A 20,152-nucleotide genomic window follows, 5' to 3' on the forward strand; every position below is an offset into this window, starting at 1 on the left:
CGCTATTATCCCTTGCGCGATAAGATTACAAGATGTCGCTCACCTTCAAGCTCTGGAACATTCAAAGCTTTGATGTCGATCACAGAACACCAGTCCGGAAGCTGAGCAAGCTCTGATTCAGGTTTTACCCCTTTCAGTGCTAAAAATACGCCGGATTCTGGTTTTGGTAAATGTTGACACCACTCTACCATGTCTAAAACCGAAGCAAACGCACGACTTAGTACTCCATCGAAGCCAATTTCAGGCTGGAATTCTTCCACTCGACTTTGCACAGGGGTGACATTTTCGATTTTCAGCTCATGAAGAACCTGTTTTATAAACCTAATGCGCTTACCTAGGCTATCAAGCAGCGTAAAAGATTTTTCAGGATTCATGATGGCCAATGGAATGCCCGGTAAACCCGGTCCCGTGCCAACATCGATAAAACGCTCACCTTCAAGATGAGTGCTGACAACGATACTATCCATGATGTGTTTCACGATCATTTCTAGTGGATCTCGAACGGACGTCAAATTGTACGCTTTATTCCATTTGTCGAGCAGTGTGACATAACCAACCAACTGTGCTTTTTGTGTATCTGAAACGACCAATGAGGTTTCTTCTAACAACGCATCCAGTTTGATTCTTAACGCTTCCACTAGGCTGCTCCTTTCTTCAGTTGCCCACTTTTCTTTAGGTAAACCAGTAAGATCGAAATAGCGGCAGGGGTGATCCCTGAAATACGAGACGCGATCCCAATGGTCAATGGTTTAGCATCAGACAGTTTTGCGACCACTTCGTTAGAGAGACCTTTCACCGTTGAGTAATCAAAATCAGATGGGATCTCAGTATTTTCATGACGAAGTGATTTTTCAATCTCGTCTTTCTGGCGTTGAATATAGCCTTCGTATTTGACCTGAATTTCAACTTGTTCCGCAGCTTGAGAATCTTCTAACGCAGGAGAAAACGCATCCAACTGTGTTAATTGCTCGTAATTCAATTCCGGACGGCGAAGCAAATCTTCACCGCTGGCTTCACGCGACATAGGTGTTTTTAGCAGAGCATTAAGAGCATCAATTCCTGTGGACTTAGGATTCATCCACGTATCTTTTAAACGTTGACGCTCACGTTCCATGTTATCCACTTTCTCGTTGAAACGCGCCCAACGAGCATCGCAAACCAACCCTAACTCACGGCCTTTTTCGGTTAATCGAAGATCAGCATTGTCTTCACGAAGTAACAGTCGATATTCCGCGCGAGAGGTAAACATGCGGTAAGGTTCTTTAGTCCCCATAGTAGAAAGATCGTCGATCAACACGCCAACATACGCCTGATCACGACGAGGGTTCCAACCCTCTTTTCCTTGGGTTTGTAAGCTGGCATTCAATCCGGCCATTAGCCCTTGAGCTGCCGCTTCTTCGTAGCCTGTTGTGCCGTTAATTTGTCCGGCAAAGAACAAGCCATTAATAAATTTGGTTTCGTAGTTTGGCTTTAAGTCCCTTGGGTCAAAGAAATCGTACTCAATGGCATAACCAGGGCGGACAATATGTGCGTTCTCAAACCCTTTCATTGAATGAACAATCTCAACCTGAACGTCAAATGGCAAACTTGTAGAGATCCCATTAGGGTATAACTCGTGCGTGGTAAGACCTTCTGGCTCGATAAAGATCTGGTGGCTATTTTTGTCAGCAAACCGCATCACTTTATCTTCGATCGATGGACAGTATCGAGGACCGATCCCCTCAATAACACCAGCATACATTGGGCTGCGATCGAGATTCTGTCGGATCACGTCATGCGTTTTCTCATTGGTATGGGTGATAAAGCATGGAATCTGTGTTGGATGCTGCGATCGATTGCCCATGAATGAAAATACGGGGGTTGGATCATCACCATGCTGAACATCAAGCTCACTAAAATCGACCGTGCGAGCATCGATACGAGGAGGCGTTCCCGTTTTTAAGCGATCAACCCGGAAAGGCATTTCTCTCAAACGATCAGCCAATGCTATCGAAGGAGGATCGCCTGCACGACCTCCAGAGAAGTTTTCCATCCCAATATGTATCTTGCCCCCTAAAAACGTTCCTACGGTCAATACAACAGCATTAGCTTTGAATTTCAGCCCCATTTGAGTCACTACGCCAGTCACTCGATCATTTTCAACAATAATGTCATCCACCGATTGTTGAAAGAGCGTTAGGTTGGGTTGATTTTCAAGTGCGTGACGAACAAATGCTTTATACAGAGCACGATCCGCTTGCGCTCGAGTTGCCCGAACAGCAGGACCTTTTGACGCGTTTAGAGTACGAAATTGAATACCTGCATGATCAATGGCTTGTGCCATTAATCCACCCAGAGCATCCACTTCTTTTACCAAATGTCCTTTGCCTATTCCACCAATAGCGGGGTTGCAAGACATTTGCCCTAGGGTATCAATGTTGTGAGTGAGTAACAGGGTACGCTGACCCGTACGAGCTGATGCGAGTGCGGCTTCCGTTCCTGCATGTCCGCCACCAACAACAATGACGTCAAAAGTTTCGTGATAAAGCATGAACCGACCTCAGGTATTCAATGAGTTTAGAGAGCTTAGTAAAAAGGAGCGATATTCTACCCTCTTTAGGGCAAGGAGAGAAACGATTTTGGATCGAAGCAGAGGCTTTAATATATATAAGATCTTTATATAGATCTTTTATTAGATCTACTATTAAAGAAGCTCGATCTTGTGGATAAGTCAAAAATGATCAACAAGATCATGCTTTTTTATACGATCGTTTCTTGTGATCTACCTTTGATCTGATCGAGGATTAGCTGGGATCAAAATCGGTAGTTATACACAGGGGTATAAAAGGTATGATCTTATTCTTTGGATAACTATAGGTTAATAACGGGATAGATCACTATTTATCCACAGATGATTTGTTCAAAAAAGCATCACTTGAATCTAATAAAAGGTCTAAATGTTATTCACAGGGCGTAAATTTTTACGGAGAAGAAGGGAAAAAGGCGGGAATCCCGCCTTTTGACTAGAACTTTGTGATGTGTTCTTGCAGCCATTCTTCGGCTGCGTCTTCGGGAACAGGGTTTTCTAGAATATTGATCGTAAAGCAATCCGTTATCGGAGTGCCCCCGATGTCTTCGAGAAGTGCATAGGCATGTTTCCCTGCTGCACAGAAGGTATCGTAGCTAGAGTCTCCAATTGCAACCACCGCAAACTTAACCTCTGCCATTTTAGGTGGGGTGTTTTGAAGAGCTTCGATGAACGGTTGAATGTTATCTGGGTATTCACCAGCACCGTGAGTGGATGTAATCAGAAGCCAAGTCCCGTTAGCGGGGATCTCTTCGAGCTTAGGTTCATTATAAATGGTCGTTTCGTGACCTTTCTCTCTAAGTAGATCACTAAGGTGGTCACCAACATATTCAGCTCCACCGAGAGTACTGCCGGTCATAATGTGGATCATGGACGCATCCTTTTTCTTGTGAGGCACTCTGTGCCTCTTATTGGTTATTTGAAAGAAGCTAACGTGTAATTTCTGCTAATAAACAGAGGTATGGTATCGGATTCGATTGTGGATAAACAGATGACATAATGTGTGGTTAAACGAAATTGAGCGGTGCCTAGACCTTTTAAACCCTGGATCCACCCCCTTTATTACGTATTTATTGTTTTGTTCATTACATGTGTATGGATCGTATTGATAGTAGGATCCGACTAGAAAGAAAAATTGATCGGGACCGTTAAAGAGAGTTTAAGACCTGAAACCGAACTGGGTGGTTTGATCAACGGTTGGGCTCGAAATACAAGATCGATGGCTTCTTGATCCAGTGATTGGGTTCCTGAGCTTCTTATAAGGATGACATCTAACACGTTTCCTTCTCGATCCATTGTGAATCGGATCACTGGCATACCTTGTTTGCGTAAACGCTTGGCTTTCCTTGGGTATCGCTTTTCTCTTTCTAAGTGAGCGTGAAGCAACTGTTGCCACTGAAGCTTTGCAGCTTTCTCATGCTGGCTGGTTTTGCCTTGTTTTGGGGCGGAAGCATTTGCCGCTTTTATTGGCGCTTCGATGCTTGGTGTTGACGCCATTTGCGAAGGAGACGAAGTCTGTGGTTTCTCACTTTCTTCTTTATCTTTTTTTGGTATTGGTTTTGGTTGCTCAGCTTTTAGTGGCACTGGTTCTAAAGGCACTGTTTTGTCAGGCAACGCTGATTTTTGTGTTTCTAGTATCTTCTTGGGGTCTTTGGTTTCTTTGTATTCTGGTAAATCCGAAGGAGCAGGTGCTTTTTCTGCAATTAGAGGTGGCTTCGGTGCTATGGGCTTTGGAGCTTGCTGATTTGTTGTCGATTTTAAAGATTGCTCCGTTTTCTGGGCGCTGGCTTGCTGCGCATCATTATTTTGTTCTGCAGGGGCGGCGAGGGGCGCGACCAGAGAGACTGAAATGGGGGATGCAGCAGGTGGTGGAGTGAAGTCAAAACTCGGTGTCCATAAATAGGCTGTAGCGGCACTAAGATGAAGTGCGATACTTGCTATCACGCCACATACTAACCAAGAAGAACTGTGGCTGTTTGTCGTTTTGTCACCGGCTAGTAGGTTCACGGGTCGTCCCGTTTCGGTTGTTCTAGCCCCACTAAAGCAATTTGCGTATAGCCAGCCGCTGCCAGTTTGTTCATTACCTTAAGAAGATCTTGATACACAAGCGCTTTATCTGCTCTGAGATAAATCCTCTGCTCGTTGTCTGGCAGGCTTGTCTTTAAGGCCGTGGTTAGGTTCGCTAAATCCACGGTATTACTTTCACCGATCACGATCGTTAAATCTTTTTGAATCGTCAGGTAGACAGGATCGTCCTTCATTGGGGTTGGGCTGGCGGAAGAAGTGGGTAAGTCTACGGGAACATTCACGGTTGCCAGCGGCGCGGCAACCATCACAATGATGAGAAGCACCAACATCACATCAACAAAAGGCGTGACATTAATTTCGTGGTTTTCTGCCATGTCCTCGCCGGATTGACTGGTTTTAAATGCCATGACTTACACCGCCTCTTTGAGCGGTATTTTGGCGTCGGGTTGTTCAGTTTGTATTGTCCGGCGGTCAAGGTCGCGGCTGACTAATATCATTATGGCGACGGAAAGGTCAGCCAATTGATTCTTGTAGCATCCTATCTGCCGCGCGAAGTGATTGTAGAATATCACCGCAGGAATGGCGGCAACTAAGCCGATCGCTGTTGCCATTAACGCTTCTGCAATACCCGGTGCAACCACGGCTAGCGTGGTACTTTGTGATTTGGCAATACCAATGAAAGCATTCATTATTCCCCATACGGTTCCAAACAATCCAACAAAGGGACCGACTGATCCAACCGTGGCGAGAATTCCTGTGCCTTTTGTCATGTTCGAACTCATTGAGACCCCAACTCTTTCTAGGCGAAGTTGAACTCGTTCTTTTATACCGTCTTCGCTGGCCGATCCTTGGGCTGATAATTTCAGCTCATGCTGGGTGGCAGAAAGTAGTAATTGAGCCGGACCTTGTAAGTCTTCACACAATGTTTCTGCCTCAATTAGGTCATCGGATTGGGTTAAGGCATGAAGTTGGCGATGGGCTTTTTTGGAAGCCAATGAAAGTTGCCACTGCTTTGCAAACAATACGCCCCAAGTTAATACAGAAGCGATGACTAAACTGATCATCACCGCTTTTACAACCCAATCAGCAGCATGATACATACCCATAGGTGAGAGATCGTGCGCATTGAGTGGGTTCGTCGGTGGGGTTAACTGAGTATCTGATACTAGGGGGCTTGCCAGATCTTGAGCTGGCGCTTTTTCAGCAAAGGCGAGGGAAGGCATGAACAGAAAAAGGGTGATGATCATGCTCAGATAAAGTGATTTACTCATTCGATTGCTCTTAGTTGGGCGTTCTTGCGCGCTTTTATTGTCGAGTGTTTTTTCTTAATTCCTTATATGAATACCGAATGAGAGAGAAAAACCCGTAATAAAAACTGAATAAAAAACTGGATTTATATTTTTATTTATAATAATCAGTATCTTGTGATTTTATTTTTCTAAAATCTTTTTTCCAACTTGATACTGTATTCATTTTGACTGTAGCTGTATATCGCATCCAATGTGCTGTCGACTTTTTGGTATTGCCAAGTAAATGTTGGGGTGAGCCCCCAAAATTCTAGTGGTTTTGCGGTGATCAGTAAGGTGTGGTTTTGCTCTTTATCTTCTCTTTTTCCGTTGAGAATTTTGTTGAATCCGTCGTGCTTACGTTTTTTAACCGACGAAAATACGCTGATGTCCCAGCCGTCAAAGAAAGCTCGGTTTACACCCAATCGCCCACCTAGGGACTCATAGGCAAAGAGTTCTATTTCACTCTGTTTCTTGTTCCAGTCGATACCGCCAAACACGAGCCACCTTTCGGGTAACTGATACCAGTAAGTGCCAGAAGCCGTCCATAACCAGTTGCTGTTGTGGTCAAGATCCGGATCTTTGTAATCCTGATACTCGGCTTTCAGTTCTACTTTTGCGGCGCTTTTATTGTTGATGCTGTAAAAGCCATCCAGTTTTAGTCCAGGAGCGATGTAAAGCGTGCGATCGCCAGAGTTGTTGTATTCAGCTTGCGGACCAATAGAAAATTGAACTTTGGCACTTTGATAGCTGTAGCTAAGACCCGTAATGAGGGTATGTTTGTTGTACTTTCTTTTACCGTCATTCAGCATCCCATACGCTAACGTATTGAATTTCACTCCATGGTGGCCTGACAGCGAGAACCGTTTGTTCAGGCTAGCGTCGTAATCCATCCCAAAGCCAGATTCTTTGTCTGGTGTTGTCTGACTTATCCAGCATTGCCCATTAGGCAGTGTCGCTAGGCAGACCGTGCTTTCGGATGAGCTGTTCAGATTGTCATTGTATGAAGGACCAAAGCTAAAAGCCCCTTGCCAACTGTCACGAACTTTGAGTGCTTCGCTGAACGTATCAATCGTTCTGATAACCCCCGATGCTCGTGGATTGTCTTGTGGAATACTGTGTTTGATTTTTTTGAACAGATCCAGAGAGTCTCGGTTTTTTTGATTTTCGAACTGCACCCGAGCCAGCTCTAGCTTGGCTGGCATGAATTCCGGAGCTAGGGTAAGAAGAGACTGATATTCCGCTTCTGATTCTGCAAGCTTTCCTTCTACTCTGAAAAGTGCACCCTGAGCGTAGTGCACCAGCAAAGGATCGTATCCTTCCAGTGCTTTATAGCGGGTCAGAAAACCCTGAGCTTGTTCCCATTGCCTTGTTTTCACTGCGATATGCAGGGCAGGGGCGAGGTCATCTAATGTATCGCTCACTTCATAGGTGACGCCATCCACGGTTAACGATTGCTCTCTTTCCCGTTCTTCTTTCAACAGTTCCTGTTCCTTTTCTAGCGCAGAAAGGGCGTCCCGCTGCTGTAGACGCTGGTTTTTGTCTTGATCGGCTAACGTATGCGCACTGAATAGAAATGCGAGTGCTAAAGGAGAAAGAGTTAAAAGGGATTTAAGCAAGGGAATAACCAAATGGTAAAGAAAGAAAAACAGAAGCAGCGTAGGCTGCTTCTGTATGAGGGAGGTTCAACAATTAGTTTTTGCTGCCACCAAATGCCGTGTCTAGGTCTTTGTTAGTGAAGGTCGCAATACCTGCAAGAGCAGATGCGTTTGCCCCAAAGAAGTGACCTTGAGATGTACCGTTAGTGCTTGTACCACCAGCAATTGCAGTTGCGTTACCAGTAAACGCTGCAGTTGTTGCATTGATATTTGCGTCAACTGTAACAGTCAATGCTGAGTTGTTGATCGTACCTTCTAGTTTCTGACTACCAAAGTTAGCTGTAAAAGTGCCGCTAAGTTTGTTGGTACCATTGAACTTGTTTACGCCAGCTACGCTGTACGTTGCTGTACCTGTTGTCGGTACAGTTGTACCTGTGTTATCACCTACGTAAAATACCGCGCGGTTTGCGTAACCTGAGTCGCGGTTGCCTTCGTACCACTCACCAAACCAAACGTCCTGGTTTGCAACGCTGGCAAAGTTGTATTGAGAAGTTGTAGAGTGGCGACTTCCGCGAGAATGTACACCATCACGTGTTTCACCAAACGGCCATGAAGAGCGCTTCGCTAGATTTTTAAAATCAACACGTTCTTTACCTGTGGCGCCGATACCCGCGTAACCACTTTCATGGATGATCACTGTGCCAAAGAATAGTGACGCATCGACCTGAGATTCACCAACATGACGGTGAGTGTTGTCGCTGATTGCGCCGTTAAAACCTGCGTGAGCCATAGAGCTTAAGCCAAGTAGTGCAGCAGAAATAAGAGTCAGTTTTACTGGTTTCATGAATTATTCCTTTAAAGATTGAATTTATACTATTGAGAGAACCATTCAAGGCATTGGTGCGCACGACAACACCTTGATGTGGTTCTTATATGTATTACCGAATGAACTTTAAATACCCGTAAAATTAAAATTTAAATGATGATTTTTTATTTTATTTTCACTTCTTAATTACTGGTGAAAGTATATTTAGCGTCAAAGTGATAGGCATTGTGATATTCCGTGGCGCGTCCCATTATCCAGTTAAAGCTAAATATAGGCTGGCTTGCTTTTCCGCCAGTGGCAGGGGCGACCAAATTAAAAGATATGCTCTCACCTTTTTTTAAGGTGAATAATTGAGTTTGCTCTAATCCATCAAAATAAGGGGTGATGATATTGGCTCTGTCACTGGCAACCACGTCTCTTATGTATACATCGGCCTCTACGGCTTCAATACGGTAGCGATCAAGAACATAACTGGCTCGGTTATTCTGCGTTTCGTCTCTGATTTGGTCGGGTTGATGTGGCATATCGAGTGGAGCAGAACTATTGTCGCGGTAGATCCTCAATCCAGGAGTATCTGACCCAAGAAATTCAATTACATATTCATTAGGGTCACTGGATAATTCGCCATCATCAACTACCAGTTCATAGAAGTATAAACCGGGTACATCACCTAAAATGGTTGGTGTAGGTGAGTGTGGGTCATCAAAGGTCGCGTTAGAACCATTTGGTGGTGTCATTGTCCAGTGGAAGTTTAGCGGTTCGCCGTTCAAGTCGGAGCTCTTGGTGCCATCTAAAGTGATCGCTCTTCCAACATGACTGATCATTACATCGTGATTGAGGTTGGCGACTGGTTTGACGTTCTCATAGCGTATCTGCACTTTTGTAGTCGCAGATACGTGGTGAATACCATCAAATACGGTTACCTTTACGGTATAAAGTCCTTCAGTATCTGTCTTTAAGGAATTCCAACTGAATGAATTATATGACAAAGTTGGTGAGCTTCCTGCTGGGCTTTCGACTATTCCCCAAGTGTAAAATAATTCATCATTATCTATATTATCGTAGTCAGGGAATATGTTAGCGCCAAAGTGTAAAGTGCCATTAATGTTTTCCTCTAATTTGATAACCGGAGGGCTGTTCTCTCCTTTGATTACTGCAGTAATTTTAACGGTGTTAATACGACTATTTTCAATGCCATCATTGACCGTCAGGTCTACGTAGAACTCTCCCGCTTCATGGGCGGTGAACGACGGTTTAATTGAGTGTGGCTGAAAGAGTTCGGCGTTACGATCCAACTTTGTGTATTGATCAGGTCTCACTTTCCATTCAAATGTCAGCGGCTGAAGGTCTTTGTCGAAGCTTTTTTCCCCATTCAGTTGAGCGGGCTCGCCCACATAAACCAATTGATTGGTGCCCGCGATGGCAATAGGGGGGGTATTCGACTTGGTTGGTGCCAGATCGAGTGTCAGACTTTCATTACATCCGGCAATAATGACGACTGTAAAGACTAAGCTCAAGAATTGAGTCAACTTAATCATAAAATGAGTGTAATCATATTAGTTAATAATAAAGGGTGCACATGATGTGCACCCTAATTTCATTTACTCTGTAAACGCATAAATTTTGGAGAAGGAATGGGTATGTCTTCCAGAAAAATCGATGCCTATTTCTGTGAACTTATTTAATGGAACTGAAGCATCCATATAAACATCAAGAACTACCGATTCTCCCACTGAAATTAATTGATTCTTTTTGACTCCATCGAATTTAATTCCTGATACGGGTGGTGGAGTATTCACGGTTATAAAGTCAAAGACAAACACATCGGCTACAGTCGGTGTAATAGTAATGGTATCTACTTTAATATAATCAGTTGAAGCTCCGTTCTTGGAAACAGCAATGACTTTGAAACTTCCATACATTGGGTCTTCTACATTCTTAAATCTCGGGTCGCCTTCTGGAACATAACCATAAGATTTAAAATCATAAGTTGCTCCTGTAGAGTTTACCGCACTGATAAGAGCAGTCGCTGATGTTACAGCTTCCACTGCAGTGATACCCACGTGTTCAATTGAACGTTGCATATTGCCTTCACTCACCGTAACAGAAAAGACATAATCACCAGTTACATCTGGGGTAAATTCAGCAACTTGCGCCGAATCTAGTGTGATTATGCCTGAGCTTGCAGTAGGTTTAGAAATAACCGTCCATTGGTATTGGAAATTCGTACCGTCTTTATCTGTGTTTGAGCTGGCATCCAGTCTTACCTTCTTATTTAGCTCAAGCGTCGCAAAGTTCAGTTTATTGATTGGTTTTACATTTTCTTGGGTAAAGGCGTTGGTTCTTTCTAAATAAACCGATGTCTCAGACGTGTAAGGCACGACATTTTCATCAATCTTTACAGTAACTGCACGATTTACTGTCTCTTTTGAATCTGAAACCGCAATGCTTAACTCATACTCACCCGCAGCGTTGGCAGAGAATGAAGCATTTTCTGTCGTTTCATCGGTTAGCGTTACCGTTGCATTACTAGGCTTGTTTGCCACAGTCCACTGGTAAGTCAGATCGTTATTGTCTGGATCCACAGCGTTTGCTGACAGAGTGATATTCGTATCGATTCCCGTCATTACTGACTCGGTTGGGAAGACATTTGGTGCAGCGTTATCAGCGGCATCTGTCACTTGATAGTGTTTTTCTATCGTCGCTGCAGGATTCGTTGCGGTAAGCTGAATGGTGTATTCACCCGCCAGGTCTGGTTGGAACGACGTCACTAATGCATTGGCGTTTTTAATTGCACTGTTGCTGCCTGCAGGCTTTTTGCTAATTACCCAAGTGAATGGCTGAGCGTTTGCTGTATCAGCTACTGCCGAGCTCAGTGCTTTTTTCTGAGCTGTTTGAGCGGCACTTTTTGCGAAGATATCCAAACCATTTAAACGAACTGTGTCGTTCATCTTGGCGTTGATCTGTGGTTTTTTAGCTGGTGCAGGCGTAACGACAGGTGGTTTTACTGTGTTGTCGTTAGAGCTGTTTGAGCTAGAGCCGCCACCGCACGCGACCAGTGCTGGTAGGCTTAAAGCCAGAAGCGTCCATGTATATTTGTTGTTCATGATTCGTCCTAAATGGTGCTGTCAGCCAATATGAAGCCGACGAAATCTAAAAGGTCATCCTCTACACCGAGTAAAGAGTGAAAACCCGTAACGCTCTTGAAAATTTTTTGCGGAAAATTAGAACTTTCCTTTTAATTTGATGCTGAAGGTTCGCCCTGGTGCGGGGATGCCCGAAATCGAGCCCAATTCCAGATAGTACAAATCCAATAGATTTGTACCGACCAGCTCAAGATCGACCGATTCATTGATTTGATATTTGGCAAAGGCATCAAAAGTTAATGAGTGAGTACGTTCGATCAAATCCTCGTGATGGCTGCCAGATAAGTAGTTGCTACGAACTCCGGTTTCTAGGGTTTGATTTAGAAAACGAGAACCGACCAAAAGGTTTGCGGAATACTCTGGGTTGGCGTAGCTGCCAAGGTAGCTGATGTTAGAAAAGCCTCCACGAGTACAAAGATCGATGACTTCTTTGTTTTCATCTGCAATGCCACTAATGAACTTCTGGGATGCAGAGTTATCGTCACACACTTCGTTGTGATAGTTGTATGCTGCAGAAAATTCGCCAAAGTAAATTTCATCGTCATAGGAAGCTTGCAATTCAAGCCCTTTAGTATTTTGAAATTCGAGGTTACCAAAGGCGCGTGTGCGTATGTCTCTGTCTATGATGTCGGTGATTGTCTGATCGAAATGCACCAGTTTAATATTGGCATTGTCAAAATAGTGAACGTAACCTAACTCCCACAATGTGGCGCGTTCAGGTTGCAAAGGTGATGATGTTAAATGACTTGCCGAGAAACCACTGGTGCTTTCAAATAAGCTTGGAAAACGGAGTGTTTCTGCATAACGAACATAAGCTCGTTTGTTGTCTGAAATAAGCCAAGTCGCGGTGAGTGAAGGCATCCATCCACTGCCGCTATTTGCGTATTTAGACTTATAGCGCTGAATGTCTGGCAGCCGTGTGAACTTACAACTGTTCTTAACGTAATTTGGTCGGCTCATGGCAATGACACAAGCATTTCTTTTCATGCTTAACTTATTGTTACTGTCATTTCTCCATTCCCGTGTGTGAGTACGCAAGTAGTTTTTCTCATTCTCTACTTTGGCGACAGCCAATTTGATTTTTTGCTTAAGCAATGAATCGAAATTCGCCAAGCTGGCTTGTGCTGAGGCGAGTCTGGATTGATATTCTGCTATATGAGAGGGGTCCGTAGCTGTAGCGATCAAACCAGTCATGGTGGTGATTTCTTTGTCTAGGGCGTCACGTGTAAAGGTAATCCGAATATCGTGCTCGGCGTTTGCGACTCTCTGAGCAATTTCTTCAGGTTCGTACACTTCACGAGTTTGGTAACTAAGGAGATAGCCTTCCGTTATGTACTCGCCCAGTTTGCGTTTATCGTTTTTGTTTTCGATGCGGTATTTCAGGTAATGATCTTCGGATTCATATTTTCCGTATCTCAGCCCAGCATTAAAAATTAAGCTGTCGCTGGCTCGCCATTCAACCTTGGCTGCACCGTTAAACTCGGTTCTCTCTCCCGCTCGAACCGTTGCATTGTACTTATCGACCAGGAATTTCATGCCTTGCTTAGGTTCAACGGTATGGTGCTGGTAATGACCAGATACCGTCATATCCCAGTTGTCAGATAGCAGCATAGTGTTTTTGAAATTCGCACCGATACGACGTTCTTTATTATATGCAGTGGCGGTGTTGAAGATGATCCCGTTCCCTTCCGGCTCGGTCACAACGGTATTTGGAAAACCGCCCGCAGTGTTGGTAACGGTATCTGACAATGTTGTCCAGAGATCCGTACTCAAGTTAAGAAAACGAGACTTAGGGTTTACCCGGTATTTGACACTGTAAGCTTGAAGTTTGGCGCTGCCCAATGGCCATTGAGCCATGCCATAGTTGTTACGGTAGTCTGAGCGACTCGCCATAATTTCACCGTGCTTGCTGTCGGTGAAGCGGGCATTAAATTGCACTTTTTCAAAATCTGAAAACTTGTAGGTGGTTTTTAGAAGGTAGGAGTGCATTTCCGAAGAAGTATTAAACACTTCATGACCCGGCAGGTGGTTGAGCGCTGCATGTCTGGGTTGTAAGAACTCAATGCCAAGGGTATCTGGGTTGTAAGGCTGTTTATAGAAATCGGCTTTTTTAGTACCTGAATAATAATTGCCGCGTTTGCGATAAGCGATGGCACCTAACCACTCGAACTTATCACTAATCCCAGAAGCCGCAAATCGAAAAGCGACGTCTTCTCCGCCAAATGGGTTATCACTTTTGTTGTCTCGGGTTTCAAAACGAAGTTCTGGATCGTTATACCAATCTATTCCACCTTGTTCGTTATAGATCGGAACGTCTTGCCAGTGTTTGCCAGTGTGCATTCTTGCTTGGTTAGGTGCGATGGAATTACTGCTCCCTTCAACAACGACTTCCATGCCAAAGGTTTCACCTTCTGCGATGATGTCCTGAGGCTGAAGTGTGGTGACTTCTACCGCTCCACCCACTGACGTATTGATGTCTGAATTGAGCTGTGCGCCCTTGTGAACTTGTAAGCCACTGATCAAATTTGAGTCGATGTAGTTTCGGTTGGAAGCACCACGATATCCATTCCAAATGGTGATGCCTTGCTCTGTGCCATCAATCACGACGGGGACTCTTCCCTGACCTTGGACACCTCGGATATTGGCGTCGATGCTGCTGCCACCGTTACGTGCTTCACCGCTGAACGTATTGGCCATGCCAGTGAACAAGTCGGCACCACTGGCACCTTTGAAGCGTTCTATCTCTTCTTTACTGATATAGGCGGTGGATGTGTCGGCGTCGTAAACATCCAATTCACCAGTTTCATCCCGAGCAATTTCATCATCGAAATGGGTACGAACCTGAATGGCATCCAATGTCATGGCACTGTTGAGTGGCGTAAGAATAAAACTGCCATCTTCCTGTGGTTCGGCGACAAGCCCTGTGTTTTCTAGCAGTAAAGTCAACGCTTGCGCTGGGTCGAAATCCCCTTGTATTCCTTGGCTGTAAATATCTTCAGAAAGCGACGCATTCAGATAAAATTCGATATCTGCTTCCAAAGCGAATTGATTCAAAACCTGATCCAGCCTGCCTGCGGGGATTTGAAAGCTTTGTGCAGACCAAGCTATTGCTGGAACAAGAAGAGCGGTAAGACCCAGTTTGACACGTATTAATACGGCTTGACGTGTAAGCCTTGGCAGGAACGACACCTTGCTATCCTTTTCGTTGATTTACTCACTGGTAATTACACCGAGTGAGACGTCAAAATCCGTAAACATTCCTCAATGATTTTGTTTGGGGGTGATACTCACCCAAAGTGGGGTGCGGTAGCGGATCTCGATGGGGAGGACTTGGCTGACGTTGTACAAGGTTTTGTCTGTGTCTCTGGTGGAGAAAACACCAGTAAGTTTTAGATGATGAAGACTAGGGTCGACTTTGATCACTCCACGACGATATCGGGCGAGATCGTTAATGAAATCCGGCAGTGGTGTTGCTTGAGCTAGGATTTTTTGCTTTAGCCATAATGCATCAGTCGCTCGATTGGTGTATTTTTTATTGGTGCGATTAGCATTAAATACAATGCTCTCACCAGAAAGAATGTGGGTAGACTCAAAGCTCTGCTCTGGATAAACCGCCACTTCGCCTTCGTACACACTGACTTGAGTTTGCTCTGCTTGCTGGTGGACAGTATAACGAGTGCCAATCGGAACGATTCTCCCTTGACCTGTCATCACTTTGAACGGGGTTAAGTGATGACCGCTGGTGATCATTATTTCCCCTTGAACAAGGTGCAAGATTCTTTCTGATTGATTGAAGTCGACAAAAACGCGGGTGGCGGTGTTCATGATCAATTCTGTGCCATCAGACAGTGATAGTGAGCGCACTTCGCCTGTTGCTGTGGCGTATTCAGCGCCGGTTGGTTGGGTCTCTTGTGTAGACATCATCAGGGCCAACGTACTAACAGAGATACCTCCCCAAAGGAGAACTTGCCTGCGAGTGGCTCCACGACGATTGCGACCTAGTACTTTTCCACTGAGCTGTGGGTTTGGAACGGAGGCAAACTTTTTTTGCAGATTTTCCAATTGCTGCCAAGCAAATTCATTGTCTGGGTGAGCGGTACGCCAGGTGTTGAATGCTTTTTTATCTTGCTCTGTGACGTCGTCTGCCCATAAGCGAGCCATCCATAGAGATGCTTGCTCTATGGATTCTCGAGAAATTCTATCCATCGACAAATCAGACCTCGAGCATTGCCATCATGCAGCCTTGCAAGGCTTTGGCGACGTATTTTTCAACTGACGAGACCGATACATCCAATTCTTGGGCGATTTGTTTGTAGCTTTTGCCTTCAAGTTGGCGCATCAACAAGGCTTGTCTCGCTTTGTGTGGAAGTTTATTCAATAGGGTGTCAATTTCGACCAGTGCTTCCACCACCAAAGTATGGGATTCGGGTGAGGAGGACACATCAGCCGGCTCACTTTCTAATAGCTCAAGGTAGGCGGTTTCAATCCGACGTCTTCGGTAAAGATCGATAACCAAACCCTTGGCAATGGTTGTCAGATAGCGGCGCGAATCTTTTTGTTCGGGAAGTTTGCCTTTGGTTAACAACCTTAGGTACGTGTCCTGAACCAAATCAGCAGTAACTTCAGGGCAACCAAGGCGTCGTTGAACGAATACCGAGAGCCAGCTGCGGTGCTCTTGATACATGTTATCAATGCGTTGCATGTTAGCTGGGTCAATTGCCACCATCGCTTGTTACTCCTATCACCTAGATTCGGCTTGTTTAAATGATAATGGTTATCATTTATATTAATAACAGGCAACGAAATATAGCAGAATCTGGCGGTAGATCTAGATCAATAAATACTGAGAAAAGAAATAAATTGTGTAAATGAGAGATGTGGCAATTAAAAGTCGATTCTTTTTAATTGAAGATGAAAGGATCGGAAACTTAGCAACTTTTCGCGCCACTATACGGTATTTTGAAGGGTATTTACCCTCATTTCGTCCAAATTAAATGAGGGTAGTTGAATATGAAAAGTGTTATTTTCCTATACAAAATGAAGAAAAAATTCGACCGAGTAAGTCGTCAGAACTGAATTCACCTGTAATTTCATTGAGGTGTTGCTGAGAAATTCGAAGTTCTTCCGCCAGAATTTCGCCTGCCATGTAACCTTCGAGTTGCTGTTGACCTATATCCAAATGCTCTGCCGCACGTTCAAGCGCATCCAAATGACGGCGACGCGCCATAAATCCGCCCTCTTGATTGCCAGAAAACCCCATGATTTCTTTCAAATGATTACGCAATGCATCTACACCTTCCCCTGTTTTTGCTGATAGGCGGATAAGTGTTGGCGTGTTGACGTGGCAGATCCCAAGATCTTCACTGGTTTGATCGGCTTTGTTGCGGATCACTGTGATGCCGATTTTCTCAGGCAATCGATCCACAAAATCGGGCCAGATTTCACGGGGGTCAGTGGCATCAGTCGTGGTTCCGTCCACCATAAATAAAACTCGGTCGGCCTGCTCTATTTCTTCCCAAGCGCGCTCAATACCGATTTTTTCCACTTCATCAGACGCTTCACGTAAACCCGCGGTATCAATAATATGCAGCGGCATACCGTCAATATGAATGTGTTCACGCAGGACATCTCGTGTGGTACCTGCTATATCGGTAACAATGGCAGATTCTTTTCCTGAAAGTGCATTAAGTAAGCTGGACTTCCCTGCATTTGGCCGACCAGCAATGACCACCTTCATGCCTTCACGCATAATGGCACCTTGATTGGCTTCTTGGCGAACCGCGGCGAGATTATCGATGATGGTTTGCAGATCGGTGGCGACTTTGCCATCGGCAAGAAAATCGATTTCTTCTTCTGGGAAATCAATGGCGGCTTCAACATAAATGCGCAAGTGAATTAGAGACTCCACCAGCGTATGAATGCGTTTAGAAAATTCACCTTGTAGAGATTGCAGGGCGGATTTTGCTGCTTCTTCTGAGCTTGCATCGATTAAGTCAGCAATGGCTTCTGCTTGAGTTAAATCCATTTTGTCGTTTAGGAATGCACGCTCCGAAAACTCTCCAGGGCGCGCAGGGCGGACACCAGAGATGCTCAAAATACGTTTGATCAACATATCCATGACAACAGGGCCACCGTGCCCTTGAAGCTCTAACACATCCTCACCCGTGAATGAATGTGGGTTAGGGAAGTAAAGTGCTATGCCTTGATCCAGTTCTAAGCCCTCTTGGTTTTTGAACGGCAGGTATTCAGCATATCGAGGCTTCAATACTTTGCCTGTCACTTCTAAAGCAACTTGCGCTGCGAGTAGACCTGATACCCGAATTATACCTACACCGCCTCGTCCCGGAGCGGTAGCCTGAGCGACTATAGTGTCAGTTGTCATAGCATTTACCTGAAGGGGCATTTCGCCCATTACTGTGTTGAGTTCTTTGTGCGCAATTGTAATCAGCACTATTAAAAAAGGCGACCATTTGGTCGCCTTTCTTTCTATTATTTTGGCTGTCTTAGTCTTTATTTGGCTGTCTTAGTATGTAAGCCTTTCTTTTCCAACGCTCGGTAAATCAGAGTTTGCTGAATTACTGTCACGACGTTGGAAACCAACCAGTATAGAACCAAACCGGAAGGGAACCACAGGAAGAAGAACGTGAACATCAATGGCATGAAATTCATGATTTTCTGCTGCATCGGATCCGTAATGGTTGATGGGCTCATTCTCTGGATTAGGAACATACTTGCACCCATCAGAACTGGAAGGATGTAGTACGGGTCTTGTGCAGACAAGTCAGTAATCCAACCAAAGAACGGCGAGTGACGAAGTTCTACCGATTCCATCAGCGCCCAGTATAGTGCGATGAAGATAGGCATCTGAAGAAGGATAGGTAAACAACCGCCTAACGGGTTTACTTTCTCTTTCTTGTACAGTTCCATCATTTCTTGGCTCATGCGTTGGCGATCGTCGCCAATACGCTCACGCATCGCTTGCAGCTTAGGCTGTAGCATGCGCATTTTTGCCATGGAAGTGTATTGCGCTTTTGTTAGCGGGTACATCGCACCACGAACAATAAACGTCAGAACCATGATAGCTACACCCCAGTTAACTACAATGCCTTGAATGGCAGAGAGCAACCAGTGAAGAGGCTTCGCGATGAACCATAGCCATCCGTAATCCACTACCAAATCTAGGTGTGGCGCTACCGCAGCCATGTCTTCTTGAAGTTTTGGACCAACCCAAAGCGTAGATTCAACGGAGCCCGTTGCGCCATTAGCAATCGTGATGTCTGGAATACGAACACCGATGTCACCTTTGTTGCCGATAACACGCGTATACAGTCGAGTACCAGGTTGTTGCTCTGGAATCCACGCAGCTGCGAAGTAATGCTGGATCATAGCCGCCCAACCTTGACCTGTTGTCAGCTCAATAGCCAAGCTGCGGTCTTGCATATCGTCGAAGCTGTATTTTTTGTAGTTAACGTCTTGTGATGAGTATGCACCACCACGGTACGTTGGCATCGTAATGCTGCCGCCGTCGTCCATTAGGTCTTGGCGAAGGTGCGCGTACATACCGAAAGTTGCGTTGGTACCAGAGTTGTTCACAACATCGTATTTCACTTTAAGGTCGTAATGACCGCGCTTAAGTACAAACGTTTTCACGTACTGTAAGCCGTTCGCTTCAAACGTCATTGGAATGCTCAGTTCATCTTCACCATCAGCCAGCTCGAAGCTGTTTGATGCCACATGATAAACAGGGCGGCTCTTGCTGCTTAAGTCGACACCCTGAGGACCGACAAGACCACTTTGAGCGATAAATGTTTGACCTTGGCTATTTTTCAGCAGTTCAAATGGGTCTGCTGAGTCGAATTCTTTCGCGTATTGATTTAAATCTGCTTCAACCACATCACCACCGAACGTATCGATAGAGAGCGTCAAGACATCTGTTTTTACGGTTACGATTTGCGCTGAAGGCGCTGCTGCTTGAGGTGCAGGGTCGGCTAGAGGGTCCGCAAAGTCTGGGGCTGGAAGAGTACCGCTGTTTTGTGCCTGCTCAATCTGTTGCTGTGGCGCGGGATTCTTTTCTACTTGCCACTTTTGGTACAGCAAGAAAGAAACCAGTGCCAAAGCGAACAGTAGGATAGTACGTTGAGAATCCATCGTTATTTATCTCTGTCTTGTTTTTGGTGTGGTGGAACGGGGTCATATCCCCCATCGCTCAAAGGATGGCATTTTAATAGACGTTTGCCTGATAACCAACACCCTTTTACAAAACCGTGAGCTTTCAACGCTTCAATCGCATATTGAGAACAGGTTGGTGTAAAACGACAACGTGGTCCGATTAACGGACTAATCACCCATTGGTAGATTTTTATCAGACCAATGGCTAACCACGAGAGGGGCGAGAAAGGCGATGCCATAACTTATCGAAGAGCTTGAATATTTCCTCATTGCTTAAATCTTGAGCGCTTTTCTTCGCAATCACAACAAAATCTTTGCTTGGTAGCTGATGTTGTGACAGGCGGAAGCTTTCTCTAGCCAGACGTTTGAAACGATTACGACCGACGGCAGTTTTAATCTGCTTTTTAGGGACAGCTAAGCCTAAGCGAGGATGTGAAAGAGAATTCTTTCGGGCAATGATGGTGAAATGAGGTGAGCCTGCTCGATGAGCTTGCTGGAAGACATTTTGATAATGCTCGGGAGTTAACAAACGT

17 protein-coding genes are annotated in these 20,152 nt (G+C 45.0%); all 17 read right to left on the bottom strand.

From position 1 onward, the window contains the following. Positions 1 to 5: 5 nt before the first annotated feature. The 17 genes from rsmG to rnpA all read right to left on the bottom strand — a co-directional run bounded on the left by rsmG (position 6) and on the right by rnpA (position 20,148). Positions 6 to 638 (bottom strand): 16S rRNA (guanine(527)-N(7))-methyltransferase RsmG, encoded by a 633-nt coding sequence (gene rsmG, locus CW749_RS23485; protein WP_101114860.1) that lies wholly within the window; start codon positions 636 to 638, stop codon positions 6 to 8. After that, a complete protein-coding gene (gene mnmG / locus CW749_RS23490) occupies positions 638 to 2,530 on the bottom strand; it encodes a tRNA uridine-5-carboxymethylaminomethyl(34) synthesis enzyme MnmG (RefSeq protein ID WP_101114862.1) in 1,893 nt (630 codons plus the stop codon). Before mnmG ends, rsmG begins: the two co-directional genes overlap by 1 nt. Positions 2,531 to 3,002: 472 nt before the next feature. After that, entirely contained in the window at positions 3,003 to 3,437 is a 435-nt protein-coding gene (gene mioC, locus CW749_RS23495; protein ID WP_101114863.1) for an FMN-binding protein MioC, read from the bottom strand. A gap of 251 nt (positions 3,438 to 3,688) precedes the next feature. Further along, the gene (locus CW749_RS23500) at positions 3,689 to 4,573 is read right to left on the bottom strand and encodes an energy transducer TonB (RefSeq protein WP_101114865.1); all 885 of its coding nucleotides are present in this window, start codon (positions 4,571 to 4,573) and stop codon (positions 3,689 to 3,691) included. Beyond that, positions 4,570 to 5,001: a biopolymer transporter ExbD gene (locus CW749_RS23505; RefSeq protein WP_101114867.1), complete on the bottom strand. Its 432-nt coding sequence runs from the start codon at positions 4,999 to 5,001 to the stop codon at positions 4,570 to 4,572. Before CW749_RS23505 ends, CW749_RS23500 begins: the two co-directional genes overlap by 4 nt. Before the next feature lie 3 nt (positions 5,002 to 5,004). Then, positions 5,005 to 5,817, bottom strand: a complete 813-nt coding sequence (gene exbB / locus CW749_RS23510) for a tonB-system energizer ExbB (RefSeq protein WP_237322558.1) — start codon at positions 5,815 to 5,817, stop codon at positions 5,005 to 5,007. A 215-nt stretch (positions 5,818 to 6,032) separates the two neighbouring features. Continuing rightward, on the bottom strand, positions 6,033 to 7,499 hold the full coding sequence (locus tag CW749_RS23515; RefSeq protein WP_101114871.1) for a surface lipoprotein assembly modifier: 1,467 nt from the start codon (positions 7,497 to 7,499) through the stop codon (positions 6,033 to 6,035). A gap of 73 nt (positions 7,500 to 7,572) precedes the next feature. Further along, on the bottom strand, positions 7,573 to 8,322 hold the full coding sequence (locus CW749_RS23520; RefSeq protein ID WP_101114873.1) for a Slam-dependent surface lipoprotein: 750 nt from the start codon (positions 8,320 to 8,322) through the stop codon (positions 7,573 to 7,575). 164 nt (positions 8,323 to 8,486) lie between these two features. Continuing rightward, positions 8,487 to 9,842, bottom strand: coding sequence for a hypothetical protein (locus tag CW749_RS23525; RefSeq protein ID WP_101114874.1), 1,356 nt, complete (start codon positions 9,840 to 9,842; stop codon positions 8,487 to 8,489). Between the two features lie 63 nt (positions 9,843 to 9,905). Further along, positions 9,906 to 11,411, bottom strand: a complete 1,506-nt coding sequence (locus CW749_RS23530; protein WP_101114876.1) for an Ig-like domain-containing protein — start codon at positions 11,409 to 11,411, stop codon at positions 9,906 to 9,908. A 117-nt stretch (positions 11,412 to 11,528) separates the two neighbouring features. After that, on the bottom strand, positions 11,529 to 14,639 hold the full coding sequence (locus CW749_RS23535) for a TonB-dependent receptor (RefSeq protein WP_101114878.1): 3,111 nt from the start codon (positions 14,637 to 14,639) through the stop codon (positions 11,529 to 11,531). Between the two features lie 72 nt (positions 14,640 to 14,711). Next, a complete protein-coding gene (locus tag CW749_RS23540; RefSeq protein ID WP_101114879.1) occupies positions 14,712 to 15,656 on the bottom strand; it encodes a FecR family protein in 945 nt (314 codons plus the stop codon). A gap of 7 nt (positions 15,657 to 15,663) precedes the next feature. Then, the gene (locus CW749_RS23545) at positions 15,664 to 16,176 is read right to left on the bottom strand and encodes a sigma-70 family RNA polymerase sigma factor (RefSeq protein WP_101114881.1); all 513 of its coding nucleotides are present in this window, start codon (positions 16,174 to 16,176) and stop codon (positions 15,664 to 15,666) included. A gap of 294 nt (positions 16,177 to 16,470) precedes the next feature. After that, positions 16,471 to 17,832 (bottom strand): tRNA uridine-5-carboxymethylaminomethyl(34) synthesis GTPase MnmE, encoded by a 1,362-nt coding sequence (gene mnmE, locus CW749_RS23550; protein WP_101114904.1) that lies wholly within the window; start codon positions 17,830 to 17,832, stop codon positions 16,471 to 16,473. Between the two features lie 128 nt (positions 17,833 to 17,960). Further along, complete coding sequence (gene yidC, locus CW749_RS23555) at positions 17,961 to 19,598, bottom strand: membrane protein insertase YidC (RefSeq protein WP_101114882.1); 1,638 nt, start codon at positions 19,596 to 19,598, stop codon at positions 17,961 to 17,963. A gap of 2 nt (positions 19,599 to 19,600) precedes the next feature. Then, the gene (gene yidD, locus CW749_RS23560; protein ID WP_004400212.1) at positions 19,601 to 19,858 is read right to left on the bottom strand and encodes a membrane protein insertion efficiency factor YidD; all 258 of its coding nucleotides are present in this window, start codon (positions 19,856 to 19,858) and stop codon (positions 19,601 to 19,603) included. Further along, a complete protein-coding gene (gene rnpA / locus CW749_RS23565) occupies positions 19,825 to 20,148 on the bottom strand; it encodes a ribonuclease P protein component (RefSeq protein WP_233448346.1) in 324 nt (107 codons plus the stop codon). Before rnpA ends, yidD begins: the two co-directional genes overlap by 34 nt. Positions 20,149 to 20,152 lie beyond the last annotated feature (4 nt).

This window comes from Vibrio sp. vnigr-6D03 (genome assembly GCF_002835515.1).
Lineage (GTDB): Bacteria > Pseudomonadota > Gammaproteobacteria > Enterobacterales > Vibrionaceae > Vibrio > Vibrio penaeicida.

Excerpts from the sequence above, each read along its gene's own strand:
- mnmG (WP_101114862.1), bottom strand. The coding sequence starts at position 2,530 with ATGCTTTATCACGAAACTTTTGACGTCATTGTTGTTGGTGGCGGACAT.
- mioC (WP_101114863.1), bottom strand. The coding sequence starts at position 3,437 with ATGATCCACATTATGACCGGCAGTACTCTCGGTGGAGCTGAATATGTT.
- CW749_RS23505 (WP_101114867.1), bottom strand. The coding sequence starts at position 5,001 with ATGGCATTTAAAACCAGTCAATCCGGCGAGGACATGGCAGAAAACCAC.
- exbB (WP_237322558.1), bottom strand. The coding sequence starts at position 5,817 with ATGCCTTCCCTCGCCTTTGCTGAAAAAGCGCCAGCTCAAGATCTGGCA.
- CW749_RS23520 (WP_101114873.1), bottom strand. The coding sequence starts at position 8,322 with ATGAAACCAGTAAAACTGACTCTTATTTCTGCTGCACTACTTGGCTTA.
- CW749_RS23525 (WP_101114874.1), bottom strand. The coding sequence starts at position 9,842 with ATGATTAAGTTGACTCAATTCTTGAGCTTAGTCTTTACAGTCGTCATT.
- CW749_RS23530 (WP_101114876.1), bottom strand. The coding sequence starts at position 11,411 with ATGAACAACAAATATACATGGACGCTTCTGGCTTTAAGCCTACCAGCA.
- CW749_RS23540 (WP_101114879.1), bottom strand. The coding sequence starts at position 15,656 with ATGGATAGAATTTCTCGAGAATCCATAGAGCAAGCATCTCTATGGATG.
- CW749_RS23545 (WP_101114881.1), bottom strand. The coding sequence starts at position 16,176 with ATGGTGGCAATTGACCCAGCTAACATGCAACGCATTGATAACATGTAT.
- mnmE (WP_101114904.1), bottom strand. The coding sequence starts at position 17,832 with ATGACAACTGACACTATAGTCGCTCAGGCTACCGCTCCGGGACGAGGC.
- yidC (WP_101114882.1), bottom strand. The coding sequence starts at position 19,598 with ATGGATTCTCAACGTACTATCCTACTGTTCGCTTTGGCACTGGTTTCT.
- yidD (WP_004400212.1), bottom strand. The coding sequence starts at position 19,858 with ATGGCATCGCCTTTCTCGCCCCTCTCGTGGTTAGCCATTGGTCTGATA.